The sequence below is a fragment of the Botryobacter ruber genome, assembly GCF_003347595.2.
Lineage (GTDB): Bacteria > Bacteroidota > Bacteroidia > Cytophagales > Hymenobacteraceae > Pontibacter > Pontibacter ruber_A.
The window spans coordinates 17,290-42,637 of the sequence record NZ_QCZK02000016.1; the positions used below are offsets into that span (position 1 = coordinate 17,290).

20 protein-coding genes are annotated in these 25,348 nt (G+C 50.7%); 10 read left to right on the forward strand and 10 right to left on the reverse strand.

From position 1 onward, the window contains the following. Positions 1 to 30: 30 nt before the first annotated feature. The 3 genes from DCW36_RS03650 (at position 31) to DCW36_RS03660 (ending at position 3,192) form a co-directional block, all read left to right on the forward strand. Positions 31 to 603: a hypothetical protein gene (locus DCW36_RS03650; protein WP_125185433.1), complete on the forward strand. Its 573-nt coding sequence runs from the start codon at positions 31 to 33 to the stop codon at positions 601 to 603. Positions 604 to 938: 335 nt separating this feature from the next. Next, positions 939 to 2,180 (forward strand): MFS transporter, encoded by a 1,242-nt coding sequence (locus DCW36_RS03655; RefSeq protein WP_114782846.1) that lies wholly within the window; start codon positions 939 to 941, stop codon positions 2,178 to 2,180. Positions 2,181 to 2,862: 682 nt separating this feature from the next. Continuing rightward, positions 2,863 to 3,192 carry a DUF4286 family protein gene (locus tag DCW36_RS03660; RefSeq protein ID WP_114782847.1) on the forward strand — a complete coding sequence of 110 codons (330 nt, stop codon included), beginning with the start codon at positions 2,863 to 2,865 and terminating at the stop codon, positions 3,190 to 3,192. A gap of 218 nt (positions 3,193 to 3,410) precedes the next feature. Here DCW36_RS03660 and DCW36_RS03665 read toward each other — a convergent pair whose 3' ends face one another. The 6 genes from DCW36_RS03665 to DCW36_RS03685 form a co-directional block, all read right to left on the reverse strand. After that, a complete protein-coding gene (locus DCW36_RS03665) occupies positions 3,411 to 3,890 on the reverse strand; it encodes a GNAT family N-acetyltransferase (protein WP_114782848.1) in 480 nt (159 codons plus the stop codon). 83 nt (positions 3,891 to 3,973) lie between these two features. Continuing rightward, positions 3,974 to 4,357: a co-chaperone GroES gene (locus DCW36_RS03670; protein WP_114782849.1), complete on the reverse strand. Its 384-nt coding sequence runs from the start codon at positions 4,355 to 4,357 to the stop codon at positions 3,974 to 3,976. 16 nt (positions 4,358 to 4,373) lie between these two features. Beyond that, positions 4,374 to 4,910 (reverse strand): hypothetical protein, encoded by a 537-nt coding sequence (locus DCW36_RS03675; RefSeq protein ID WP_114782850.1) that lies wholly within the window; start codon positions 4,908 to 4,910, stop codon positions 4,374 to 4,376. Positions 4,911 to 4,989: 79 nt separating this feature from the next. After that, positions 4,990 to 6,153 carry a homogentisate 1,2-dioxygenase gene (locus DCW36_RS03680; protein WP_114782851.1) on the reverse strand — a complete coding sequence of 388 codons (1,164 nt, stop codon included), beginning with the start codon at positions 6,151 to 6,153 and terminating at the stop codon, positions 4,990 to 4,992. Positions 6,154 to 6,481: 328 nt separating this feature from the next. Next, complete coding sequence (locus DCW36_RS22455; protein ID WP_164891018.1) at positions 6,482 to 6,637, reverse strand: hypothetical protein; 156 nt, start codon at positions 6,635 to 6,637, stop codon at positions 6,482 to 6,484. Between the two features lie 117 nt (positions 6,638 to 6,754). Further along, positions 6,755 to 8,440: a S41 family peptidase gene (locus DCW36_RS03685; RefSeq protein WP_114782852.1), complete on the reverse strand. Its 1,686-nt coding sequence runs from the start codon at positions 8,438 to 8,440 to the stop codon at positions 6,755 to 6,757. Positions 8,441 to 8,962: 522 nt separating this feature from the next. Here DCW36_RS03685 and ruvX point away from each other — a divergent pair. Further along, positions 8,963 to 9,379, forward strand: coding sequence for a Holliday junction resolvase RuvX (gene ruvX, locus DCW36_RS03690; protein WP_114782853.1), 417 nt, complete (start codon positions 8,963 to 8,965; stop codon positions 9,377 to 9,379). Then, positions 9,376 to 9,945, forward strand: coding sequence for a peptide deformylase (gene def / locus DCW36_RS03695; RefSeq protein WP_114782854.1), 570 nt, complete (start codon positions 9,376 to 9,378; stop codon positions 9,943 to 9,945). Before ruvX ends, def begins: the two co-directional genes overlap by 4 nt. 428 nt (positions 9,946 to 10,373) lie before the next feature. Here the strand turns inward: def and DCW36_RS03700 are convergent, their stop codons facing one another. The 3 genes from DCW36_RS03700 to DCW36_RS03710 form a co-directional block, all read right to left on the reverse strand. After that, positions 10,374 to 11,024 (reverse strand): response regulator transcription factor, encoded by a 651-nt coding sequence (locus DCW36_RS03700; protein WP_114782855.1) that lies wholly within the window; start codon positions 11,022 to 11,024, stop codon positions 10,374 to 10,376. Further along, positions 11,017 to 12,489, reverse strand: a complete 1,473-nt coding sequence (locus DCW36_RS03705) for an ATP-binding protein (RefSeq protein ID WP_114782856.1) — start codon at positions 12,487 to 12,489, stop codon at positions 11,017 to 11,019. Before DCW36_RS03705 ends, DCW36_RS03700 begins: the two co-directional genes overlap by 8 nt. A 111-nt stretch (positions 12,490 to 12,600) precedes the next feature. Then, complete coding sequence (locus DCW36_RS03710; protein WP_114782857.1) at positions 12,601 to 13,860, reverse strand: anthranilate phosphoribosyltransferase; 1,260 nt, start codon at positions 13,858 to 13,860, stop codon at positions 12,601 to 12,603. A 387-nt stretch (positions 13,861 to 14,247) separates the two neighbouring features. On the opposite strand from DCW36_RS03710, the gene DCW36_RS03715 reads away from it, so the two are divergent. The 5 genes from DCW36_RS03715 (at position 14,248) to DCW36_RS03735 (ending at position 19,767) form a co-directional block, all read left to right on the forward strand. Further along, positions 14,248 to 15,615 carry an alginate export family protein gene (locus tag DCW36_RS03715; protein ID WP_114782858.1) on the forward strand — a complete coding sequence of 456 codons (1,368 nt, stop codon included), beginning with the start codon at positions 14,248 to 14,250 and terminating at the stop codon, positions 15,613 to 15,615. Positions 15,616 to 15,713: 98 nt separating this feature from the next. Continuing rightward, positions 15,714 to 16,982 carry a CmpA/NrtA family ABC transporter substrate-binding protein gene (locus DCW36_RS03720; protein WP_240676039.1) on the forward strand — a complete coding sequence of 423 codons (1,269 nt, stop codon included), beginning with the start codon at positions 15,714 to 15,716 and terminating at the stop codon, positions 16,980 to 16,982. 97 nt (positions 16,983 to 17,079) lie between these two features. After that, positions 17,080 to 17,943 carry a nitrate ABC transporter permease gene (gene ntrB, locus DCW36_RS03725; protein WP_114782859.1) on the forward strand — a complete coding sequence of 288 codons (864 nt, stop codon included), beginning with the start codon at positions 17,080 to 17,082 and terminating at the stop codon, positions 17,941 to 17,943. Between the two features lie 170 nt (positions 17,944 to 18,113). Then, positions 18,114 to 18,938 carry an ABC transporter ATP-binding protein gene (locus DCW36_RS03730; RefSeq protein WP_114782860.1) on the forward strand — a complete coding sequence of 275 codons (825 nt, stop codon included), beginning with the start codon at positions 18,114 to 18,116 and terminating at the stop codon, positions 18,936 to 18,938. Positions 18,939 to 19,317: 379 nt separating this feature from the next. Next, on the forward strand, positions 19,318 to 19,767 hold the full coding sequence (locus DCW36_RS03735; protein WP_114782861.1) for a hypothetical protein: 450 nt from the start codon (positions 19,318 to 19,320) through the stop codon (positions 19,765 to 19,767). 190 nt (positions 19,768 to 19,957) lie between these two features. Here the strand turns inward: DCW36_RS03735 and DCW36_RS03740 are convergent, their stop codons facing one another. Continuing rightward, the gene (locus DCW36_RS03740; RefSeq protein ID WP_114782862.1) at positions 19,958 to 24,880 is read right to left on the reverse strand and encodes a LamG-like jellyroll fold domain-containing protein; all 4,923 of its coding nucleotides are present in this window, start codon (positions 24,878 to 24,880) and stop codon (positions 19,958 to 19,960) included. Positions 24,881 to 25,348 lie beyond the last annotated feature (468 nt).

Sequence of the window (25,348 nt, forward strand, 5' to 3'; positions counted from 1 at the left end):
GGCATTAAAAAATTAAAAATTCAGAAAAACATGAAGACATTATTCAGACCTTATCTTGCTTTCTTATTCCTCGGAAGTTTACTCACCATCACTGCCTGCAAAGATGATGAAGTTCCGGAACCAGACGAAGAGCAGGAACTAATCACCACCGTTACCTTGCGCCTCGACCCGGAAGACACCGACAAAGGCCAGAGTGTATCCGCTACCTGGCGCGACCTGGATGGCCCCGGCGGACAGCCTGAAACAAAAGAAACTTTAACGCTGCAACCTAACATGGTATATAATGGCACATTAACGATTCTGGATGAAAGCCAGACTGGAAAAACCGTGGATATTACAGCAGAAGTAAGAGAAGAAGGAGAGGAGCACCAGGTGTTTTATGTGGTAGACCCGCAAAGCCTGCTTACCATCCAGACAACCGACACCGACAACAAAAGCCGCCCGCTTGGGTTGCAAACAACCGTGACAACCGATGAAGTTACCGGCACCGGCACCATACGCATTGTACTAAAACATCAGCCCAAACTGAAAAGCGCCAGCAGCAACATAAACACCGGCGAAACGGATGTAGACATCAAATTCGATACCATCGTCCAGGATTAGTCAACCTGCATAGAATTAATTTATAAGAAAGGCCACTGCATAGTTGCGGTGGCCTTTTGCTTTAGATCCACAGCACGTTGCTGCAGCACATATTAAGGAGGAACAGGTTATCTGAACCGGGATTAAAGCAGAATTAAGGACTTCACAGATTTTACATTTTAACAGAAACAATCTGCTTAATCCAATAATCTGCTACAATCCAGGTTCTGACAAAACAATCTGCTGCAGCTGCCACCACAACCACTACTGCTGCCAGAAATGAATAAACACCCTTCACGTTACCAATTTTCCGATTACTTGCTCTATATTTAAAGCCTTATATCAGAAATAGCGCCATGAGCAACCCGATCACCAAAACGCACAAGCACTACCTGTTCAATGCCTCTGTTATTGTTGCTGCCTTAGGATACTTCGTCGACATCTACGACCTGGTTTTGTTCAGCATCGTCCGGATTCAGAGTCTGCAGTCGCTGGGGGTAACGGACCAGACGGCGCTGCTCGAGGAGGGTGTGCTGCTCCTGAACATGCAGATGGCGGGCATGTTGCTCGGCGGTATTGCCTGGGGCATACTGGGCGACAAAAAAGGGCGGCTCTCGGTGCTGTTCGGTTCTATTTTCCTGTATTCGGTGGCCAACATCCTGAATGGCTTTGTGACTACGATTCCCATGTATGCTCTTTTGCGGTTTGTAGCCGGAGTAGGCCTGGCCGGAGAACTTGGCGCGGGCATTACGCTGGTGTCGGAAGTGCTGCCAAAAGAGAAGCGTGGCTATGGCACCATGGTGGTGGCTACCATAGGCATAACCGGCGCAATTCTGGCCGGTTTTGTAGGCGAATACTTTGGCTGGCGAACAGCTTACTTTATCGGCGGCGGACTGGGCCTGCTGTTGCTTTTCCTCCGGATCGGGGTGTTTGAATCGGGCATGTTTGATAGCCTGAAGGAGCGAAGTGTTACACGTGGAAACTTTCTGAGCCTGTTTACCAACTTCAGCCGCTTCAGCAAGTACATGAAATGCATTCTTACCGGCGTCCCTATCTGGTTTGTAGTGGGCATCCTGATCACGTTTTCGCCTGAGTTTGGAATTGTTCTCGGAATCGAAGCGCCCGTATCGGCAGGCAAGGCTGTATCCTTCTGTTACATTGGACTTGTGTTCGGCGATTTTGCCAGCGGTTTCCTGAGCCAGCGCTTCGAAAGCAGGCGCAGCATTGTAGTGGCCTTCCTGGTACTAACGGCGCTGTTTATCGGAATTTTCCTACTTAGCAGCAACTACAGCATCACCCGCTTTTACGCCTTATGCGCTGCCCTTGGCTTTGCCAGTGGCTACTGGGCTGTGTTTGTTACCATAGCCGCAGAACAGTTCGGCACCAACATCCGGTCAACTGTTACCACCACCGTTCCCAACTTTGTGCGGGGAGCAGTCGTGCCGCTTTCGCTGGCCTTTAGTTACTTAAAAGACAGCATCGGGCTGGTACCCGGAGCAGCTTTACTGGCAGGTGTCTCGCTGGCGGTGGCACTTGCCTCTATCCTGACACTGGAAGAAACCTACGGAAAGGATTTGGATTACACCGAAACAATTTAAACCATCCAATCGACCACAAGGCCCGCATTGCAAAAATGCCCGCAATAACACATCATATCCACCTTTAGTTCAGCTATTTACATATATTTTTGCAAACGATTGTTTTTTTAATTTTTCCTGAATTCTACATTAATATTACCTAACATTTGTTTGTTTATTTCAGTATAAATACCTATAATAACACTTCTAAATAAAAAAATACTGACTATTTAGACAAACCAGAAAGTACAACTACTTATTCATGCTTCTTAAATGTTAGTGATATGAAAACGCCAGTCAATGACCCCGATATGTCTATAATTGCATTGCTTTTTATGCTGCTGCTGATCTATTGCACCGTATGTGTAACACCCGAATCCAGCACGACGGCAGACACAAGCAACCCTGCAGTTACTACTGCCACAACCAGTGTGGTAAGTTCGGTTAAATTTTAGAACAGCTTTGCCTGCTTTTTCCTATAGGTTCACTACAGCCACTACGTAACAGTATACCAGGAGCAGACAAACTTCAATTTGTAACATTTCGACCCTCCTCCCATAACTCTCCGGCTCCAGCGGAGCTACCATGCAGGTGTGCACTAACTGCTACAGCTGTACTTCCGCACGCATTTGCCTTTCCGGTTAATTAAAGCGACAACGCTTCCTTCTTATGATTAAAGGAAATATTTTCCGTACTTACAACTATGATACTTTATAACATTACTGTAAACGTAGAAAACAGCGTGGCCGATGAGTGGCTGGAGTGGATGACGGAGGTGCATATTCCGGAGGTAATGCGCACCGGTTTTTTCCTGCGCAACCAGATCTGCCGCCTCCTGACCGAAATAGAGAATGGAGGAACAACATACGCCGTACAATACCACTGCCGCAACCTCGACGACCTGGAGGAATACCAGCGCACGCACGCCGCCGAAATGCAGGCCCGGCAACTGAAACGCTACGGCGAAAGCGCCCTCGCCTTCGAATCGGTACTGGAGATTGTTGGTACGGACGTAGAGCGGGACAACAGCTAGCTCAACCGGAAATCCTACAGCACCTGCCACCACTCCTGATTGCTCAGCAGCAGGAGTGGTGGCAGGTGCTGCAACTAAATTGCCGATGGTTGATTACGTTAGACGCACTGCTCCCCTTGAGCCATTTAACAATTTAACAATTTCGCCATCTGTTTTTGTACTGCACCTGCCTCCACAGCCACTGCTCCTGCTGTTGTGCAGCTGCATTGTTGTAGCCCCTACAGCGAAGCTGTGTATTCCTGCAGCTCTTCTTCCGTCATGCGGCAGTTAATCCATTCGTTGTCGAGGCTGGCGCCGATCTTGCGATAAAAAGAAATAGCGGGCTCGTTCCATTCCAGCACCTGCCATGCGAATCGTTTAGCGCCTGTTTCCTGTGCTTCCCGGGCAACCGCATCGAACAGCTGTTTTCCTATGCCTGACCGCCGTAGCTTTTCCGTTACCACCAGGTCTTCCAGGTACAGTGCCCTGCCTTTCCAGGTGGAGTAGGCGGTGTAGTACAAGGCAATTCCTACAATGCCTTCGGATGTCTCGGCTACAAAAAAACGGTAGACGGGGTTGTCGCCAAAGCCGTCGCGGTACATCTCGTCCAGCGTGTTGGTTACTTCCTGCGGCGCCCGCTCGTAGGCTGCCAGCTCCCGGATAAGCGCAAGTACCTGCGGCAGGTCTTCGGCTGTTCCTTTTCTTATCTGTATGTTCATGGTTCTTTATCAAGCTGCTGAAACTGAAAAAGCGCCACCTCCTGCAGGAAGTATGGCGCTTTTTGTCTGCTGCAGCTGCATTACTATAAATCTTCTTCGCGCACCAGCATCAGCACCGCCGACTGTGGCACAATAAAATATTTTTCGCCGAGGTAATTAATTTCGATGGCGTCGCGCTGCAGGTAAATGGCCAGGTCGCCTTCTTTGGCTTGCAGCGGAATGTAACGCACGGCTTCTTCCTCTTCGTCTCGCTCCCAGGGCTCTTCATCAAAACTGTAATCGGCTGGTATGGGGTAGCCGGGGCCAACGCGCATAATGTAGCCTTCCTGCACCTTTTCTTTCTCCTGCACGCCCGGCGGCAGGTACAACCCGCTTTTGGTCTGCTCGCGTGCCGACTTCGGCTTTATCAGCACCCGGTCGCCCACAATGATAATTTTTTCCAGTTTGTTCTTTTCAGAAACTCTCATTTTACTTTATACCTGATTATAAGGGATCTGCTGTCACTTTAAAACGCATGGCAGCTTTGATGGTGGTATCTTTTGCTAATGGTTTTGCCAGCGTTGCCTTCGTCCGGATAGTATACGTATCGGCCTTGATGTATTTGTCCAGTTTGGCATTGGATGAAATAAGCGTCAGGCTGGTGGCATTGGCTGGAATCTGGTTCAGGTGCGCGAGCAGTACCTCATCGTTACCGTCGGTGGTAATGTAGATCTCGATGCTCTGCAGGAAATCAAACGTCTGCTGCTGCGGATCTGTGATGGTGAGGACCAGCCGATCCAGCGACACATCCTTCACCAGGTCGGCGCTGGTTTTGTTGTTCTTAAAAGTGTCTTTGGAATTCGTGGTAACCGGAACAGGCGATACAGGCAAAATACCTCCAATAGGCAGTGCAACCGTAGCGGGTACATAAATGGATTCTTCGTGGTTGATGTAAAAGGTAAGCAGGTTGCTGAACTTCTTACAGGACGCTCCCAGCAGGGCCAGCAGCGCCACTACCATCACCAGTGATATTTTATTCATAAACAGTGCTGATATAACAAAGCAAAGGTAGCAAATAATTAACAAATGCGCCGCAAGCGGGCAAGTTGCAGGAGCAGGTTCAGCTTTCTTTCCAGCTCATGGGGTACTTGTCGTCCAGGTAGGGCAGGGCGTCTGTGGCCAGGTGCAGGGGGTGGAAGGTGTCTATCATCACGGCGTATTCTTTTGTTTCTTTCTTGCCAATGCTGGCCTCTACCGTGCCCGGGTGCGGCCCGTGCGGAATGCCACCGGGATGGATGGTAAACGAAGCCCGGTCTACCCCTTTGCGGCTCATGAAGTCGCCATCCACGTAGTAGAGCACTTCGTCGGAATCTACGTTGGAGTGGTTGTAGGGCGCGGGGATAGACAGCGGGTGATAATCGAAGAGGCGCGGCACAAACGAGCAGATCACAAAGTTGTTTGCCTCGAAGGTCTGGTGCACCGGTGGCGGCTGGTGGATGCGCCCGGTGATAGGCTCAAAGTCGTAAATAGAGAAGGCATAGGGGTAGAAATAGCCATCCCAACCCACGACATCAAACGGACTGAAGTCGTAGTAGTACTGGTGCAGGAAGCCTTCTTTCTTGATCTGTACCCGGTGCTCGCCTCCCGGCTGAAAAGGTATGAGTTCCTGCGGCGGCCGAAGGTCGCGCTCGCAGTAAGGCGCATGCTCCAGCAGCTGCCCGAAGTGGTTGCGGTACCGCCGCACCGTCTCTACCGGGCTAAACGACTCCACCACCAGCAGCCGCACCGGCCCTTCGTTAAATTTAAACTGGTGAATAACCGTGCGCGGAATAACCAAGTAATCGCCCTCTTTGAATTCAAGTTTTCCCATCTGCGACAGCAGTTCCCCACTGCCTTCGTGCACAAACACCACCTCGTCGGCCTGCCCGTTTTTGTAGTAGTAGCCCATCTCGTGCTCCGACGGCAGGCAAATGCTGATCACCACGTCGTTGTTGAAGAGCAGGGGCTTGCGGGCGCTGAGGTAATCGGTGCCGGTAGTGGTAAGGGAGAGGGTGCGGAGGTGCTGTGGGGCCAGCTTTACATTTTCGGCGGGAGCAGGGGCATAAGGAACAGGTGCCCCGATGCGGCTGATGCGCGTAGGCGGGTTCACGTGGTACAGCAACGAAGAAACGCCGCTGAACCCGTGCGTACCTACCAGTTGCTCGGCATACAGACTACCGTCCGGCTGCCGGAACTGCGTGTGCCGCTTGTGCGGAATGTTGCCTAACCTGTAATAATACGCCATGTGCTGTCGTGGTAAAGGAGTAAGAAAAGGCAGTTACACAGAAGGCAGCCTCCGAAGCTGCTCATTCTTAACTGCTAATCCTTTTACGAAGCTGCGGCGGAAATGAGTTGTGGGAATATTGTGGTGCAGCGGGTGTGGTGACTGGAGCAGAAAAGGAATTATTATACAGGATTCTACTCTTTTCTGTCATTCTGAAAGTTGAAAACCCCGAACTTGTTTCGGGGAACCTTGTGGGCGGACTGCAGAAATGCGTTCATCTGGAACAGACGGTACGAGTTACAAACTCGCACCAGCGGAGGAGTTACAAACTCGCACCAGCGGAGGCTTTTTATTCATCAAGCTCTTCATCTTTACTCTGCGTTAACTTCATAATGACTTTAACAGCAAAATAAAGTATTGCTGTTGGAAAAACTATCCAAAATAGTAACAGCAACAGTAAATCACCGAAACCTGCAGGCCCACTTAAAAGAATGTATAGATTCATTTATTCTATTCTTTCACATACATGAAACAACAACAGTCGCTGCTCCCTGACTTAAAGATATTTCAGCTGACAAAGTTGAAAGGCCAATAGCACTATGCTCCTCTAACTCTCCCTAATTCACGCCCCGCTCGTTGCCAGCCGCTGCGCTTTGGCAAACTGCTTCAGTGCTTCCTGGAACTCCTCGTCCGACTCGTGCAGGATAGGGAAGAAGCCCGGATTGCCGTACACACTGCGGGCTATAAAGGCTTTCAGGTTGTTGCGGAGCAGGTTTTTGGACCGCTGAAACTGCTCCTCGTCGTAAGTAATACCGGCAGCATCGGCCATCCTAATCATGTCGCGGAGCATTTTATCGGTTACCTGGAAGGATTTGCTGAAGTTCTCGAAGCTCATTTTCTGCAGCTCCTTGCGGTGGTCGCGGTAGTACTCGAGCGTGTATTCCCGGATGATGTTTTTGTTATACAGCTGGCTCATGTACTCCGACAGCTCCAGCGTATCGCGGGCCACAAACACATCGGGCATAATGCCGCCGCCGCCATACACGGTGCGTCCGCCCACGGTTTTATATTTAAGCGAATCTACGAACAGGCTGCTGTCCGGGTGGAAGTACTCACCCCGCTCGAAACGGTGCAGCATGTCCTTCTGGTAATCTTCGGTACCGGCCACGTAAGGTTTCTGGATAGAGCGGCCGCTTGGGGTGTAGTAGCGCGAAATGGTAAGGCGCAGCTCAGAGCCATCGTTGAGCGGGATGGGCATCTGCACCAGCCCTTTACCGAAAGAGCGGCGACCAACAATAAGGGCGCGGTCGTTGTCCTGCAGGGCGCCGGCCACAATCTCCGAAGCCGAGGCGCTGCCTTCGTCTATCAGCACTACCAGCGCACCCTTCTCGAAATCGCCGCGCGTGCGGGCGTTGGTTTTAGAATCGTACTTGGTGCCCCTGCCATCGGTGTACACAATCAGCTTGTTTCCGGCCAGGAACTCATCGGCCATGCGGGTGGCGTGGTCCATGTAGCCGCCGGGGTTGCCGCGCAGGTCCAGGATGAGCTGCTGCATGCCTTTCTTCCGCAGCCCCGTCAGCGCCTGCTTAAACTCTTCGAAGGTATTTTTAGAGAAACGGCTTACTTTAATATACCCGGTGTTGGGATTAACCATGTAGCTGACATCAACCGAGAAGGTAGGAATTTTGCTGCGCTGTATTGTAAAGTCAAGTGTCTTGCCGGTGCCTTTGCGCAGGATCGTCATATTCACTTTGCTGCCTTTGGGGCCGCGGAGGCGCTTAAACACGCCTTCGTTGGTAATGCCAATGCCTGCCACCGTCTCGCCGTCAACTTTTATGATTTTATCGCCTGCCTGTATGCCTGCCGCCTCCGAAGGGCCGCCGCTTAAGGGAGCAACCACATGGATGGTGTCGTGAAAAATATTGAACTCTACGCCAATGCCTTCAAAGTCGCCTTCCAGGTAAGAACGTGCCATGGCTATTTCGCTGGCCGGGATGTAAGATGTGTGCGGGTCCAGTTTCTCGAGCATTTTGGTGATGGCGTAGTCCGACAGCTTTTCGACATCTACCGTGTCCACGTAATCGCGGTCGATGTAGCTCAGGATGTCACGGAACTTGAGGTAGCTTTTGGCTGTGCCCTGCGGATTGTTGGCAGATGGCGAGAACGTATTAGCCCCTATCAGCACCCCCACCAGCAGGGCAAGCGCTATGAACAAGGGAAGCCTGATCTGGAACAAATTATTGCGTGGCTGGCCATGCTGCTGTTCAGGGGTTTCCGCTTGTGGTGTATGGTTCGTTTCTTCACTCATCTCAACGTGGGTTTACTGTCCTTAAATATAAGCGTGTTTTTGGGCTGAATAAAAGTACAGGCACAAATTAAGTACACTTCTTTCTCCTTTTACCACGCCAGGCTTGGCTATGTTATAAACATAACAGGAAAAGATACAAAGTTTGTTCTGTCTTTCCAGCTTTTGTTTAATTTTTAAAACTCCCTCCGCACCCGAATAAATGAATCCGGATACATCTGCCAACAGCGCGGGCTCGCTTCTCCCTGGTTATGCCTGTCCGTTTAACCGGGGTCCCGCTGCTGCTGCGTAGCTTGTGCAGAGGCTGTGGTGACGGCAGCAGCAGACTTTTTCCTGGTCTTTGAGCCCGGTTTTATTTTGCTGCTGCTGTCACCATAGCCTCTGCACAAGCTAGCCAGGTTGTCTGCCGGTGTCGCTGAAAACCAAAATCCAAAGGAAACTGTTATCTTTGTGTTTTGATAGTTTATAAACCACAACCATCGTACCAGCTTACGATAGGAAACAAAAGCAGCAACCGCCGACCACATGGGACGAATCCTGGCCATAGATTACGGAAACAAACGGGTAGGCCTGGCCGCAACCGACGCCCTGCAGTTAATTGCCAACCCGCTGGAAACCATCCATGCCAAGGATATTTTCACTTACCTGAAAGCCTATGTGCAGCGTGAGCCCGTAGATGCCTTTGTAGTGGGCATGCCCCGGAACCTGACAGGCGAAGCCACCGATGCCACGCCACACGTTGTCGGCTTTGTGCGTAAGCTGCAAAAGGAGTTCCCTGACCTGCCGGTGCACACCGTGGACGAACGCTTTACCTCGCGTATGGCACAACAGGCCATGCTGGCCGGCGGCCTGAAAAAGAAAGACCGCCAGGACAAAGGCACCGTAGACCGTGTAAGTGCCACCATTATTTTACAATCGTATTTAGAAAGCAGAAGCATATGATTTACCCGATTACCGCCTACGGCGATCCCGTACTAAAGGAACACGCACAGGACATCCCGCAGGACTACCCTAACCTGAAAGAACTGGTGGAAGATATGTTTGCCACCATGTACCACGCGCATGGCGTCGGCCTGGCTGCCCCCCAGATCAGCAAAAGCATCCGCCTGTTTGTGATAGATTCTGAGCCCATGATGGACGAAGGCGACGAAGGCAAAGGCGTGAAAAAAGCTTTTATCAACCCGGAGATCCTGGAAGAGGAAGGCGAGGAGTGGGGCTTTGAAGAAGGCTGCCTGAGCATACCCGGTATCCGGGAAATGGTGTACCGCCCCGAGCGCCTCACCATCCGGTACTTCGACGAAGACTGGAATGAACACACCGACACCTACGACGGCATGACCGCCCGCGTGATTCAGCACGAGTACGACCACATCGAAGGCATCCTGTTCACCGATCACCTGTCGGGCCTGAAGCGTCGCCTCATCAAAAACAGGCTGACCAAAATTTCAAAAGGCGAAGTAGACGCCGATTACCGCATGAAATTTCCTGCACTGGCGAAGAAGCGATAGGTTGTGGAGAGACTAAAAAAAGCGCCTGTTACTGTTGCAGTAGCAGGCGCTTTTTGTATTGCTGCATTACGACAAGATCAATTAAACTCCTTCCATAGCATTTGCTATTTCCAATAGCCTCAGATGCTACAGGGCAGGCACATTTACCAGGTGCACAAAACGACGATAGACTGTTTGAGCGTTCAGCGAGTTTCTATCGTCTTGATTTTTTGAATTCCCCTCCTTTTTTCAAGGAGGGGCAGGGGTGGTCCTTGTATCAAGACAAAAAGTACAAAGACGCCAGCAATGAAACACACTGCACCTGCCACCAAAGCCTCACCAGCTGCTATGCAAACTTAAAATACACTACCAATAGCAGTTGCTTATGCATCTTGCACACAAGATCTTTCCAAGATGACAAAGTGGAGCTTATTTACTAAAAGAGCACATTAAACTAACTTCTCATCCAGTGCCTTCCGCACCAGTTCCACGGCATTTTTTACTCCCAGGCGTTTCATCATGCTGGCGCGGTGGTTGTCTACGGTGCGGGCGCTGAGGTTTAGCTTTTCGGCTATCTCGCGGCTGTTGGAGCCGTCTACGATGAATTTCAGAATCGTTTTTTCCTGCTTCGACAGCTTAGGCTTTGGCTGCGTTGCCTTTTCGGTTTCCTTTACCTTTTGCAGGTAAGAGGCGATGATGATGTTTGAAACAGACGGGCTGAAGTATTTCTCACCGCCGGCGATGGCTCGCAGGGCGCGCAGCATCTCATCACGTGACGTATCCTTCAGCAGGTAACCATACGCACCGGCTTCTACCGACTTCAGAATATAATCTTCGTTGTCGTGCATCGAGAGCATCAGGGACCGTGTCTGCTTGTGCAGCCTGCTTAGCTGTTCGGTTGCTTCGATGCCGTTCAGCACCGGCATCGAAATATCAATCATCAGTACATCCGGCGACAACTCTTTTACCTTCGCGACAGCTTCTGCACCGTCCTGTGCTTCTCCCACAATCTCCACATCAGCCACGCCGTCGAGCAACGACTTGATGCCATTTCTTACAATGGCGTGATCATCAGCAAGTACAACTCTTATTTTATGCATAATCTATCGCAGGGGCAGGAATTTTAACATGTATTTTAGTGCCTTTACCAGGTCTGGAAGCAATCTCAATTTCACCGTTAATCATGTGAACCCTTTCTTTCATGTTGCTGATGCCATTGGCAGACCCTTTTTCACCGGTGCGTAACGCAGACTTATGGTAGGCAAAGCCACGCCCGTTATCGGCAATGCTCAGATGAATATATTTCTTTTTACCTGAAAGGTCAACTGTTATTTCTTTGGCCTTCGAATACTTCAGCGCATTATTAATGGCTTCCTGGCTGATTCGGTACAAGCCTATTTCTATGTTTTTAGGCAGCCTTTTGCCATTCCAGTTGGTGGTGTACGATACGTGGGTGTCAGTGCCCGAAGCCACCTGCGTGGTGAGCAGTTTTAAGGCGGATGAAATTCCAAAGTCATTCAGCACGGAAGGCATCAGATTGTAGGACAGTGCGCGCGCTTCTGTAATGGTCTGGCCGAGCAGGTTGCGCAGTTCGGCAATGCGTAGCTGGGCTGCTTCCGGATCATGAACCGAATCGTCCAGCTTTTCAATTCCAAACCGGAGTGCGGTAAGCATCTGGCCCAGCCCATCATGAATTTCAAGTGCTATCCGTTTCCGTTCTTCTTCCTGCCCTTCGATCAGGGCGGCCGTTTTTAGCTTCTGCTCGTCTATTTTTTGCTGGTACTTTTGTTTGGTAGCTTCCACCAACGCTTCTTTTGTTTCCTCCAGCGACTTGTTTACCCGGACCAGTTCCTCGTTCATTTTCTGCGTCTGCTGCTCCGATTCCACCAGCTTCCCGACGGTATATTTAATCTGGTTTACAGCAGGCCTGAAAATAAACAAGCCTTCCGCAATCAGAACGCCCAGGGTACTGAACATCACAATGTGCTCGATGTTCTGCGACGAATTTACCCGGCGGGTTGCTTCGGCATCATACTGAAACACGATCTGGTTCATGCCACTCAGGAAGGCCCGCTCGTTACGCAGTATAATATCTATGTTTTTCTGAATATCCGCCGGGGCTGGCGCGGCATTGGAGTGGTAGTAGCTGCTGACAATGCTGGCATTGGTGAATATTGCCGTAAAAAGCGGATCTATCTCTGCAAACATCACATTGATCGTGTCGCTGTTGTTTACAGGCGTATCCATAAAATCAAGATAGCCATACTTCAAGCCCACGTGGCATTGCTTCCATAATTCCAGCGCCTCATCCAGGTCGGCCAGGTAAACCGGTACTTCCTGGCTGTCCTGGTGGTCGCGGAGCAGGAGCACTGTTTTGCAGATCTTCTGGCTGAGCATCCGCTGCCGGCCTGCTATGTTAATTACCCTCGAATCGCTTAACTGGCTTTTTAACGACCGCTGCACCAGCAGCTGTCCGCCCAGCGTCAGCAACGCGACAGCAGTAAGCGCCACTAAGTAAAGCCGGGTTAATTTCTTTGAGATTTTGGAGTCTGCTTTTGCGCTCATACCGGTATGGCTGAAATCATGGAACAATTATTTATAGAACAGATGCTTGTATCGCGGGTACTTTAAAAGGAGTAATTTTACTTTATGTAAACTTGCCGACTCCTGTCGCATTTAGCCGGCAGCTGCAGGCGAATTATTCCTGATCCACTCCAGCCCCTGCTGGTATAAGGCTATAGCCAGATTAACCCTTTTATCGAAATCTTCGTTCCCGGTAGCTCCCTGGCTGATGTAGCTGCGGATAAGGTCTGCGTTAGCGGCAGCCGCAGGATGCTCCACCACAGCATCTGCCTCAGCCCGGAAATCGCTGTAAATTTCGTGGGTAGCATCAAACGACTGCGTCAGGAAAGAACCGTCCGGTTGCCGTACGGCACAGGTAATACCGCTTGCCTTGGCGATTGATGGCACCAGCGTTCCTTCCAGCCCCCGCTTCAGCACAATCACTCCCGAAAAGCCGGCCATGCCGGCCAGTGTAATCATTTTATCTATATATGTAATATGAAACACAGAGGTAACCAGGATGCCTGCATGGCAGGGGTTCAGCACCTTTTCCAGCGTTGCCAGGAATGGCCGCTTGAATATCAGCCGCCGCCGGTCTACCCACTGGTCCAGTGCCGGGGAAAGCACCTGCTGGTCCAGCGCCCATCCATATTTGGGAGCAGGTTTGGCCAGGTCGCTGTTTTGCTGCAGGAACGGCGCTTCCAACTCCTTATATATGTCCAGCGTATTCAGCGCATATTTAGGCCCTGCCGAACGCCCCATGCTTACAACCACAGGATAACCTGCCTCCTGAAAGACATGCGCCAGGATAGGCGTGATCATATAAGAGTGCTCAACCCCGTCAAACGGCTCGGCCAGTTGCACCAGGTTGTTATCTAAAGGAGGAGCTGCCCGGAAGCTGGGGCTATAGGTAGCTATGGCCGCTTCCATTAGGCCCTGGTACTCGGCATCTGTTTCGTAGCGCATCCGCAGCATGCTGGCTGCCATTCCCCTGAAAGCCTCTCCAGGCAAATCCGAAAAAAGAAAATTACCTAATATCCGTGCTTCGTCGGCGTTCAGGGTTTCTTTACTAAGTAATTTTACTCCTGTCGCTTTCATGTCTGCCGGAGCGTCCTGGCAAAGCATTTTATAAATTGCTTCTGCCCCGTTTCCTTTACCCTTAAAAAGCTTCTGCTCCTCAACAGTAGGGTTTTTAGCTACCAGCGATCCGTAGAAAGCTCCTTTTTGTATTGCAATTACTTCTTTATCAGAAAGATAATTAAATATCTCTTCAATCTGGGGACCTGGAAGCGGTTTGCTGCCATGTTTCCCGATCCCAATTACTTTTATACCCTCCAGCAAAGGGTTATCCGATACTGCCTTTATATGCTCCATCCTGACTTCACTATTATGTATTTAACAAATATAAAAAGTTTTAAGGTAAAATTTAAAATATTCTCAACATCCCCTTATTTAGAATAGGGTATCTAAAATATTTTTACTGTTTTGTTAAAATATACCCTTTAAAATTTGGGAGTTAGTTTAATAATAAGTAATATTACTCAACAAAAGGGCATCAAAAACACATACCCACATGTTTTTAGAAACGATTTCCTCAAAATTAAATCATTTTCAGATAACCGGTGCCGAAGTATGTAAAATTGAACACCTGAAGCATTACAATAAATCACCCAAAAAAAAACCCTGAAAGATCGGCCAATCCTTCAGGGCATTAGTTAAAAGTCCATTTTAAATTATTACTAACTTAAAACAATCAAATTTATGAAAAAAAAGCTACTTAGCCAACTTTTTGGAGGCCTGGTACTTGGAATGATGTGCTCTACTGCTACCTACGCACAACTTTCTGTTACTGGCCAGGTTCGTACCAGATCTGAGCTGCGCGATGGGCAGGGCACTTTAGCTACACCCGAAGCAGACCCTGCTTTCTTTACTTCACAACGCACCCGCCTGAGCCTTGGCTACAGCGGGTACCGCTTCAAACTCTATACTTCTATCCAGGACGTACGGGTATGGGGACAGGATGCCTCCAGCATCAACCGCGTCACACTCGATGCCAACGACGGCTTACTGATGCACGAAGCCTGGGGCGAATTCGCACTCCTCGACACCACTTCTTCCATCGACAATCTTTCGCTGAAGATCGGACGCCAGGAGCTGTTATATGATGATTCCCGCCTGCTGGGCAACCTCGACTGGCTGCAGCAGGGCCGCCGCCACGACCTGGCTTTGCTGAAACTGGAAAACAAAGGCTGGACGGGGCACCTGGGTGTTGCTTTTAACCAAAACCAGGAACGCAAAACAGGGGTTGTATACAATGGCATACCGGCAGGTTATGGCGCCGGCACCAACGGCATCGGCACCATGTACAAGTCGATGCAGTTCCTGTACCTGGGCCGTAAACTAAAAGGCGGCAACGCATCGCTGCTCTTCCTGAAAGACGACTTTAACAAATACCACCTCGAAAGCGGAGCACGGGTTTGGGAGCAGGGTGTGTGGAGCCGCTTTACCACCGGTGCCTATGTATCGGCTACGCCGCTCAGCAACCTGAACGTTACAGCCAGCGCCTATGCACAACGCGGCAAAGACAAAGACGGCACAAAACTGGAAGCGCACCTGCTATCGGCAGCTGCCATGTACACGGTTACACCTAAGTTCAGCATTGGTCCCGGCGTAGATTATACCTCCGGCAATGACCCCAACAGCACCGATGGCGTAAACCGGAAGTTCGACCCACTCTATGGCACTCCGCACAAGTTCTGGGGCTACATGGACTACTTTTACGTGGCAGATGGCTTCGGCAAAAACGGGCTGGTGAACTACTACCTGAAGTCGCGTTACAAAGCGCTGGACAACCTGTCCTTTGCCCTGGATGCACACCAGTTTGTGGCTGCCAACGACGTAATGAGTCCGGATGCAGCTACCACCCTGGATCGTAACTTTGGCACAGAACTAGACCTGGTGGTAAACTACGGCATAACGAAAGTAGTGAACATCGAAGCCGGTTACTCCACTCTTTTTGCTTCCAACACACTCGCTTCTCCTGCTGTTAAAAACGTACCCAACGCCGAAAAGCAGGCCAACTGGGCTTACCTGATGATCAACATCAAGCCAACCATTTTTACAAAATAGTTTACAAGATCACGCCATTATCCAGCGGCAGACCGGTTTCCGGTGCTGCAGGGAGCTTCCTTGTCCTAAAAGTTTAAAAAATTGTTAATCACACAAAAATGGTACGTCACAACTTAAAACACTTCCTGCTTTCGATGCTGCTGACCATGGTGACAGCCGGCATCTTTACCTCCTGTGGTTCTAACAGCACCACCGCCGCCGAAGGCGAAACAGCTACAGAAGCTGGCGCTACACCGGTTACAGGCAAAAAAATAACCCTGGGCATCATTCCGCTTACCGACTGCGCTCCCCTGGTTGTAGCCCTTGAAAAAGGCTACTTCAAAAAATACGGGCTCGATGTGGCCATTTCGAAAGAAGCCTCCTGGGCCAACGTACGCGACAAAATACTGACCGGCGAACTGGATGGCGCCCACTGCCTCTTCGGCATGCCTTTCTCGGTATACACAGGCGTGAGCGGAAATGCTGGTTCTGAAATGCACATCGCCATGATGCTCAACAGCAACGGCCAGGCCATTTCGCTCTCCAAAGACTTCTGCGGCAAAGTTGGTTTCCGGGAAGTGGATAAAGTAGGTCCTGTGGTAGAAGAGATGATGTCTAAAAGAGAACTCACGTTTGCCATGACTTACCCGGGTGGAACCCACGATATCTGGCTGCGCTACTGGCTGGCTGCTGCCAAGGTAGACCAGAACAAAGTGAAAGTAATCACCATCCCGCCGCCACAAATGGTTGCCAACATGAAAGTAGGAAACATGGACGGCTTCTGCGTAGGCGAGCCCTGGAACCAGGTAGCGGTAAAACAAGGCATTGGCTTCACGCACATCTCGTCGCAGGACATCTGGAAAAACCATCCTGAAAAAGCACTGGTGGTAAACAAAGCGTTCAGCGAAGGCCGCCGCGATGAGCTCAAAAAAATGATGAAAGCGATCATAGAAGCTTCAATCTGGCTCGACGACCTGAAAAACCGTGCTGAAGCTGCTGAAATTATCGGCCGTCAGTCGTATGTAAACGCACCTGCCAAAGAAATTGAAGCGCGCCTGCTGGGCCAGTACGACCTGGGCTGCGACTACGGCCAGCATACTTACAAAGACGACTACATGCTGTTCCACAACAAGGGTTTCGTAAACTATCCGCGTAAGGCCTACGGTATCTGGTACATGAACCAATACGTGCGCTTCGGCTACCTGAAAGAGAATCCTGACTACAAAGCGGTTGCCGACAAACTGATCCTGCAGGACCTGTACAACGAAGTTGCCAAAGAGATGAACATCGAAGTGCCGAACGACGACATGAAGCCTTTCACCATCGACCTGGACAAAGCGTACTTCGACCCGAACAACCCTGGCAGTGTAACGGTAGCCGGCAAATAAGCCCCCAGAAGCAAGCACTATTTATTTAAACCATAGCGTGGGCAGCAATGCCCGCGCTATGCATCAGATAAGTTACAATCATTAAACTGTTAAGATCATGACTACTCAAACTAGCTCTCCGGCCTTAGAATTAGCGTCTTCTTCTCCTTCCATACGCAGCACCTTGCTCGACAGTGCCTTCCTGAAGAACCTGGCTGGTTCTGTGCAGTCCTCGGCTTACACCATAGGAGGTTTTGCGATCTTGCTGGTAATGTGGTATGGCATCAGTAAACTAACGGCAGACGCCCTGCCAGGACCGGTTACCACGCTGTCGGTGCTATGGGATATGCTCCGTGACCCGTTCTACGACTACGGTCCAAACGACAAAGGTATCGCACTGCAACTCATCAGTTCCCTCGGGAAAGTTTTTCTGGGTTTTGCCCTGGGCTCGCTGCTGGCCATACCGGTAGGTATCCTGATGGGCGCCAACCCGTTTTTCAACAAGCTGTTCTACCCGATTGTGCAGATCCTGAAGCCGGTGTCGCCACTGGCTTGGTTCCCGATTGGCCTGGCTGTTTTTCAGTCGGCCGGTACAGCTACGATCTTTATCATCTTTATCACATCCCTCTGGTCAACGCTCATCAACACGGCGTTTGGTGTAGGCTCCATTCCTGCCGACCATAAAAACGTGGCAAAGGCATTTGGTTTTTCCACGTGGAAGTACATCACCAAAATCCTGATCCCGTACAGCCTGCCGCACATCATCACGGGGCTTCGTTTGAGCATCAGCGTGGCCTGGCTTGTAATTGTTGCCGGTGAAATGCTTTCGGGCGGCCTGGGCATCGGGTTCTTTGTGTGGGATAGCTGGAACGCCCTTAGCCTCGAAAAAGTAATCGCTGCCATCCTGATTATCGGTACTGTCGGTTTGTTGCTCGACAAGTTGTTCTCTCTCATTGAGAAACGGGTGTCGTATGCCAACTAAAGCCTGATTTCCCGGCCAACAGCTGCATTTGAATTAAAAAAAAGCTTTGCTGCTCCTGCCACCATAGCCACTGCTGCTACTAAAACTGCTACCGGGACAGGTAAAATTCCGGTGCATCCGGTGCGGGGGCCGGCCGTTGAATTATTTATTAACATTAAATTTTGAAGCTTATGTACTTAGAGATAAACGACCTGGAAATAGCCTTCGCAACGCCCAAAGGCAAATTTGTAGCAGTAAAGAATGTGAACCTGGAGATAGAAAAAGGCGAAATCATATCCATCATCGGCCACTCGGGCTGCGGAAAGTCTACCATCATGAATGCCATCGGCGGCATGCTGACGCCGACCAACGGCTCTGTCACCATCAACAAAGTACCGGTAAAAGGCCCGGGCCCGGACCGCGGAATTGTTTTCCAGAACTACTCGCTGCTGCCCTGGCTGTCGGTGTACCAGAACATTTACGAAGCCGTAGATGCCGCCCTGACCGACAAAACAAAAGAGGAGAAAAAAGCGATTGTAGAAAAATACATCAACATGGTGGGGCTGTCGGCGCACCGCGAGAAGCTGCCGCGCCAGATTTCGGGCGGGATGAAGCAACGGGTAGCCATTGCCCGCGCCTTCGCCATCAACCCCGACATCCTGCTGCTCGACGAGCCCTTTGGCGCCCTAGATGCCCTTACCAAAGGCTCCATGCACCTGGAACTGCTCAAGCTCTGGAACCTCGAGAACCAAAGCAAAACCATCGTCATGGTAACCCACGACATCGAGGAAGCGCTCTTCCTTTCGGACCGCATTGTGGTCATGAGCAACGGACCGGCTGCTACCATCCGCGAGATTGAAGACGTGCACCTGCCACGCCCCCGCAACAAAAAGGACATCGTCGGCATGCCCGAATACAAAACCATCCGCGAACGCCTGCTGAGCCTGCTCATGGATAAAGTAGAGATTGACGATACCGATTTCTACAAAGGGAAGAAAGTGGCGGCTGTTGCGTAAGCTGTGGTACCTGGACCGTTTCCCCCAAGACCTGCCGGCCGGCAGGTCTTTTTTTTGCAGCAGCAGCCACCATTCCCGCTGCAGCTACGTTAATAGAAACATGTTTTGTCTCCTGTAACAGAAGCAGAAGGCAACTATGGGTGTTACGATGCATAGCAGGACTAAAAAATCATTTAATATCCTACTTTACCTTTGTTTCAAAAAAAAACAAGCCCTACTTTCCTTAAAATATTTAAATTTACCGAACTAAAAATCCTGATTAAGAGTAAACAATCTGTGTGATAACAACAAAGCAGGCGCAGGAAATGCAGGTGGTGAAGTTATTAATCTCCCATACTATCATACCCCAGGCAGGCATTGCGGATAATCAGCTAAATTTATGGTACTACATTGGGACAAGCTTGTAAAGTTTAATTATGCAGCCGGGCAGGATGTGCTATACGTAGAAACACTGGACCAGCGCGAAATATATGCCCCGGACATACAAAGTATTAACACTGCTATCAGCAACTGTGCAGCTGAGCATAAAATACAGCACCTGCTGATTGATTTAAGCAAAAACACGTTGCTGCTGACAGAAACAGAATTTAAAGCAGCCATGGCACAACTTGCCATCGGCCTGTTACCTTCAGCACTGAAAAAAGTAGCCCGTATAAAATCGAAAAATCCGGAGCGGGAGCGCATGATGGAGCGGGTGCTGCTCGAAATTCAGGAAGTAATTAAACTCCCCCTGGAATTCAGAAATTTTGCCGACAGAACAGAAGCTTTATGCTGGCTGCTCAATATCCCTTACGAAACCACCCCTGCTGATGCTGAACCACAACTTTAATGTTTTCTCAGGCAAACATTTTCCTGTAGCAGAGGAGCAGCGGCTGTGGTGGCAGGTGCAGCAGAACTAAAACAGCAAAACAAGCCGCCTGCCACGGAAAAAACACTTGTGCGCTGGCACTACGTGGTACCGTTACAAAAAAAAGCGGTGCAGCCCTGGGGCTGCACCGCTTTTTTGCTTCTGTTTCCGGTTACCGCTGGATAATAATGCGGTTGGTAATCACTTCTCCTTCGGTCAGGAGTTTGATCAGGTAGACACCGGAGGTGTAGTTGCTTGCATCCAGCTGGTGCTGAAACGGCTTATTCGCTTCGGCTTTGCCGGTGGCTACTACTTTCACCAGAGCCCCTTTCAGGTCGTAAATTTCGAGCGTGTAGCTGCCATCCTGCACCAGCGTAAACGCGATGGTAACTGTCTCAGACACTGGGTTCGGATAAGCAGTGAGCGCTGTTTTCTCCAGCTGCGCAGCCCGTTTCACCACACCGGTATACACATAGTCGGCAGTACAGCCGCCAAGCCGGCAGCCATGCGCCAGGTGCTCCGCCACAGAAGAGGCCTCAATGCAAATCTCTTCGCCGAAATGGCACATCACCAGTTTATCCAGGTTTTTGCCGCAACGCGGATCTATCACCGTAACGGTTACTTCTGCTGTAGCCGTACAGCCAAACTCATTCGTAGCGGTTACCACGAAGGTGTAGATTCCTGCGCTAACAGGCGTAAACACCGGATTAGCCGCTGCTGCATCGCTTAAACCTGCCGCCAGGCTCCAGTTGTACGTGGTAGCGTTGGCAGCTGACGTTGCATTAGATGCCGTAAGTGTTACTTTCTGCGCACCATAACCCAGGAAGATGGTATTGCCATCGCCGCCGGTAAAGGTGTTGTCGGTGCGGCTAACGGCAATAGCTGGCGCTGGTACAGCACCCACTACTGTTACGGTAGCCGTAGCGGTAGAAACAAGGCCACTGTTGTCAGTTACCGTTAAGGTCACTTCGTTTTCGCCAATGTTGGAGCAGTCGAAAGAGGTTTTGCTCAGCACCAGCGACTGAATACCAAAGGCATCGGAGCTGCCGTTGTCGACATCCTGCGCTGTTACGGAAGCAGTACCACCTGCCAGGGTGACGGTAACATCTTTAGCCAGGGCAAGCGGCTTCACGACATCTTCAATCGTAAACGACCAGACATCACCGGTTGCTACTTCACCGTCACGCACGGCATCCACGCGCCAGAAATAGGTTGGGGTGTCGTGGCTTTCAGGAAGTGCATAAGCAGGTGCCGCCAGGCCGGAAGCCAGCAGCTGCAGGTTGTCTGCCGAAGTGCCGGTATACAGGTGGTAGGTCTGCGCCTGCCCCGTCCAGTTCAGTGCCATATTTGCCGCATCTACTTTTGCAGCGCCGTTGGCTGGTGCAGGATTGGCTGCTTTGGCCACCAAGGGGCTGCCACTGTACAAAGTCTGGATTTCTGTAGCCGAAAGGGCATAGTTGTACAGCCTCACATCGTCCATCAACTTGTTGTAAGGTTTGTTCTCCGGAGAGTTTCCTATTTTCAGCGCATCCGACTTGCCAATGGTGTTCGTTCCATCCGCTTTAGAATTGGCTAACACGCCGTCAATATAAATCCGGAGCTGCTTTGTTTCCGTGTCCCGAACAGCGATAATATGCTTCCAGGTGTCTTTAAAGAGATTAAAGTTATTTGATCCGTTTACCGCTACCGATACATCTGTTTTAGTGATGCCATCGTCGATAGCAAAAAACATGCTTCCGTTCTTCAACTGAATGCCATACCATTTGCCGGTAGTTGCTTCAAATGTGCCTTTGTGCAGGAGGTAAGTATCAATGGTAGAAGAAGCGCCTGGCATTTTCACCCACATAGAAATAGTAAAGGAATTCTGATCGAGCAACACATGGCTGGCATTTGGCACCACAACAGCACCCGTAGAGGCTGGTGTACCGAAGTTGAGGCCACCTCCGAACTTGCCATCGGCTGTCCATACAGCATTGCTCATTCCTGAAAGCGAGCCGTTGTGCTTAAAGTTGCTGTTATCGGCGGCAACCGTTCCGGTCGTTTCGTCCAGTTTCCAGTGGCCCACCATGCCTTTCGGGTTGCCGGTTCTGAACGACCAGATATCACCTGTTGTGGTTCCGCCATCACCCTCAGCTATTACCTGCCAGAAGTAAGTTGTATTCGCGTCCAGATCCTGCAGCTGGTAAGTAGCCGCGTTCAGCGGCACATCTGCTATAAAGGCCATGTTATCTTTGTCGGTGCCCGCATACAGTTTGTAGCTGTTGGTCTTGATGCCGCCTTTCCACGAAAGACTTACCTTGTCGAAACCTTCCACCAATTCGTTGTTGGCCAGCGATGGCTCGTAAGGTTTTATTGGCGTTGGTTCGGTGTGGTAGAGCTCCAGCACCTGCTGTGGTGTAAGGCTGTAGTTAAATAGCTTCAGTTCATCCAGCATGCCTTTGTAGGGCGCAGGTTGATTGGTGGTGGCCAGAAATTCCAGCTCTCCGATATTACCCACCACCAGCGCACTGGCTTCGCCGATACCGAATTTCGCTTTCGTAATCGTCTGGTCTTTCACAAACACGCCGTTGCGGTAGAGCTGCAGTTTATTTGTAGCCACATCCCGGATTACCACCACGTGCACCCACTCATTTGTAAAGAAGGGCGTACCATCGGCCTGCAGTTCGTCTTTACCGCCGCCGAGCGCTTCGCTGTCATCGTCAATGGCAAAGCGGATCTGCTTGTTTTTGAACTCGATGTCGAAGCGTTTCCCGGTGGCGCCCGTGGCGGCGTTGCGGGTAATGGAGCCTTTGCACAGCAGGTAAGCACTGGTGTTGTTATCCTGCGGCAACAACGAAACAGGCGCTTTCATCCAGAACGAGATGGCGAAAGAGTTTTTATCGAGCCACAGCTGGTCCTGGTGCGGAATGCTTACCACGTACATATTCGTGCTGGCAGTAGCAAAGTCGATGGCGCCGTTTACCTTACCGGCCACCCGGATGCTCTGGTCGTCGTCATCGAGGCCCAGCACGCCGTGGTTCTCGTATTCCGACTGGTCGCTGATCAGGGTGCCTTCGTCAGCGGTTTCGTCGAAGCCCCAATGGCCTACCATGCCTGCCGGGAAGTTGCGGGTGGTTCTGAAGGACCAGACATTTCCTTCGGTTGTTCCTTTGGCATTCACGGCATTGATGCGCCAGTAGTAGGTGGCATTTTCGATCAGACCTGTAACCGAGAAGGAAGGAGCCGCCACATAGGCAACTTCCCCTCTTTTGGTAAGGCTGACAGGGTCGGCACCAACATATACTTCGTACTTGGTGGTGTTGCTGCTGCCCGTCCATTTTACGGTAAGCGCTCCGTTTGTTAACTCGGCATACTGGTAGCCGTTGGCCGGCGATGGCGAAGCAGCTAAAGCAGGTGCAGTAGCAATAGGAGGCGTCAGGACAGAAGCGACTGTGCTGTAAGTAGAGGCTTCGGTCGCGTTTACTGCCTGTAAGCGGTAGTAGTAGGTTTTGTTCGGTACCAGGCCCGCATTGTCGGTATAAGCGGTAGCGTTAGCGGCAGCCTGTGCTATAACGGTAAAGGTGGTGCCGTTTTCGGAGCGCTCCAGTACAAAATGATCCTCGTTATCGGAATTGTCTTTCCACTTAACGATTACCTGGCTGTTTGGCGCAGGCAATTCACTGGAAGTAGCGGTTAAGGTAATGGCAGTAGGCGCATTTACAAAAGCAGGCGGCGGTGTTTCGATGAGCGAGTTTATGTATACCTCGATGTTGAGGTATTCCGGCTGTGTGGCGCTGAAGGCAACGGCATCCGCTTTATCGTTTTTGTTCAGGCCGTGGGCATCTTCCCAGGCATCAGGCATACCATCTTTGTCAGTATCCAGCGGAGCCGGCGCATTAAATACTTCGCCTAAGCCACCGTTGGTAAATGGCAGGTCCGTCTCCCGGTACGCGTACATTCCCTGTGTGCCCTTCGATGCTACCTCGTCTATCAGCAGCTGGTCTACCTGGTCGCGGCGCGGATAACTGGCACCTACGTTCTGGATGATGTACTCGTAGGCCTGCGCTGCCGTCATGGCAGGGTTAGCTGCCGGATAAGCAAAAGGCTGTGATTTAAAGCTGCCTTCCTCAATGCCCGGGTAACCGGTAGCATTGTACGGCACCAGCGCACCATCCAGCGCCCCGTTTTTGTTGTTATCGAAGTAGTTACCGGCGCCATAGAGGTAGAAGCTGCCCGTACCCCTCGAAAATGGTGTAGAAACGCTTGGAAGTGTCAGCGGACCGCTTACAAAGTAGTTGTTGATGATGTTCACTTCCGAAACGCCCGAAGAGCCACCCATAATGTAAGCATCGCCGCTAACCGAATGGCCATAGGTGTTGCCGTAGTTGCCCCAGTTATACACCACGTTATTTACGAACTCGTTCACCCCCTTCACCTTCGGGTTACGGGTTTTGTTCGAGATGTAGAGGTTCTTGAGTAAGCTCACCTTGCCGCCGTCCGGTGTCTGGATCAGGCCGCCTGCCGAATGGTTTTCGCGGTGCAGGCCCTGCCCGATAATGGAATTCTGGATGGTGATATTATCCGGAGCCGTACCTTTGCTGTCCCAGTTGATGGAGAAAACCTCATCCATGCCCCAGGTAATGGACATGTGGTCGAAAATCATGTTGGAACCGTTAGACAAACCGGAAGCATCTTTGCCCGAGTTGCCGGTAGCACCCAAGCGGATGCGCAGGTAGCGGCTGATGGAGTTGCTGGCCCCGCTATAGGTAACGCGCTTGTTAAAAAACACGATCCCGTCGCCGGGAGCCGTTTGCCCGGCAATGGTTACATTAGGCGACACCACCACATCGGAGGCCAGGTTCACGATACCGCCCACCGCAAATACCACAACCCGACCAGGCTTGCTTACCGCATCGCGGAAAGAACCTGTGCCGCTGTCGTTGAGGTTGGTTACAATGTACACTTCACGGGTGGCCGAAGCACGGGCTCCCTGGGCAAAACGGCCAAAGCCTTCTGCACCCGGAAAGGCCAGCGTCTGGGCCTGCAGGTGGTGGCTGCCAAACAAAAGCAGTACTGCTCCTAAACAGTACCTGAGTTTAGTTTTAAGGTTAAACATAATTGAAGTTTGTAAAGTGAAACATGAACGACATTTTTATGAGTGAAGAATAAATAACTAAAAACAGATTCTTTTGCACCTGCCATTCAACTGCACCAGCCACCACAGCCACTGCTCCTTCGTGCTGTGAAAAAGGAGGGTTGCGGCTGTGCTTTGCGCTTCAGGATGCGGCACAGAACAGCCCACCACCTTCTGCGCAGTGAAACATCAGGTAACTATTAAACCACAAGGCAGGCAACGCCTTACTTGTCGCACAGGAAAACAAAACCGGAAAAATGAATAAAGAAATCAGAGGGTATTCTTACCGTCATACACCTTCCGCCACAGGAGGCATAGTATAGTATAACAGTATCAGGAAAAGAGTAAAGTACAGAACAGCCTGTAAGGAAATTCGGATGTAAGCGGGCAGCTGCTTTCCTGTACTTTGTAAAAATATCTGTAAAAGTATTTTAAAAGCCCCGGGCAGAC

Bases quoted from the DNA above. Each gene is read 5' to 3' on its own strand.
- DCW36_RS03650 (WP_125185433.1), top strand. From the start codon at position 31: ATGAAGACATTATTCAGACCTTATCTTGCTTTCTTATTCCTCGGAAGT.
- DCW36_RS03655 (WP_114782846.1), top strand. From the start codon at position 939: ATGAGCAACCCGATCACCAAAACGCACAAGCACTACCTGTTCAATGCC.
- DCW36_RS03660 (WP_114782847.1), top strand. From the start codon at position 2,863: ATGATACTTTATAACATTACTGTAAACGTAGAAAACAGCGTGGCCGAT.
- DCW36_RS03665 (WP_114782848.1), bottom strand. From the start codon at position 3,890: ATGAACATACAGATAAGAAAAGGAACAGCCGAAGACCTGCCGCAGGTA.
- DCW36_RS03670 (WP_114782849.1), bottom strand. From the start codon at position 4,357: ATGAGAGTTTCTGAAAAGAACAAACTGGAAAAAATTATCATTGTGGGC.
- DCW36_RS03675 (WP_114782850.1), bottom strand. From the start codon at position 4,910: ATGAATAAAATATCACTGGTGATGGTAGTGGCGCTGCTGGCCCTGCTG.
- DCW36_RS03680 (WP_114782851.1), bottom strand. From the start codon at position 6,153: ATGGCGTATTATTACAGGTTAGGCAACATTCCGCACAAGCGGCACACG.
- DCW36_RS22455 (WP_164891018.1), bottom strand. From the start codon at position 6,637: ATGAATCTATACATTCTTTTAAGTGGGCCTGCAGGTTTCGGTGATTTA.
- DCW36_RS03685 (WP_114782852.1), bottom strand. From the start codon at position 8,440: ATGAGTGAAGAAACGAACCATACACCACAAGCGGAAACCCCTGAACAG.
- ruvX (WP_114782853.1), top strand. From the start codon at position 8,963: ATGGGACGAATCCTGGCCATAGATTACGGAAACAAACGGGTAGGCCTG.
- def (WP_114782854.1), top strand. From the start codon at position 9,376: ATGATTTACCCGATTACCGCCTACGGCGATCCCGTACTAAAGGAACAC.
- DCW36_RS03700 (WP_114782855.1), bottom strand. From the start codon at position 11,024: ATGCATAAAATAAGAGTTGTACTTGCTGATGATCACGCCATTGTAAGA.
- DCW36_RS03705 (WP_114782856.1), bottom strand. From the start codon at position 12,489: ATGAGCGCAAAAGCAGACTCCAAAATCTCAAAGAAATTAACCCGGCTT.
- DCW36_RS03710 (WP_114782857.1), bottom strand. From the start codon at position 13,860: ATGGAGCATATAAAGGCAGTATCGGATAACCCTTTGCTGGAGGGTATA.
- DCW36_RS03715 (WP_114782858.1), top strand. From the start codon at position 14,248: ATGAAAAAAAAGCTACTTAGCCAACTTTTTGGAGGCCTGGTACTTGGA.
- DCW36_RS03720 (WP_240676039.1), top strand. From the start codon at position 15,714: ATGGTACGTCACAACTTAAAACACTTCCTGCTTTCGATGCTGCTGACC.
- ntrB (WP_114782859.1), top strand. From the start codon at position 17,080: ATGACTACTCAAACTAGCTCTCCGGCCTTAGAATTAGCGTCTTCTTCT.
- DCW36_RS03730 (WP_114782860.1), top strand. From the start codon at position 18,114: ATGTACTTAGAGATAAACGACCTGGAAATAGCCTTCGCAACGCCCAAA.
- DCW36_RS03735 (WP_114782861.1), top strand. From the start codon at position 19,318: ATGGTACTACATTGGGACAAGCTTGTAAAGTTTAATTATGCAGCCGGG.
- DCW36_RS03740 (WP_114782862.1), bottom strand. From the start codon at position 24,880: ATGTTTAACCTTAAAACTAAACTCAGGTACTGTTTAGGAGCAGTACTG.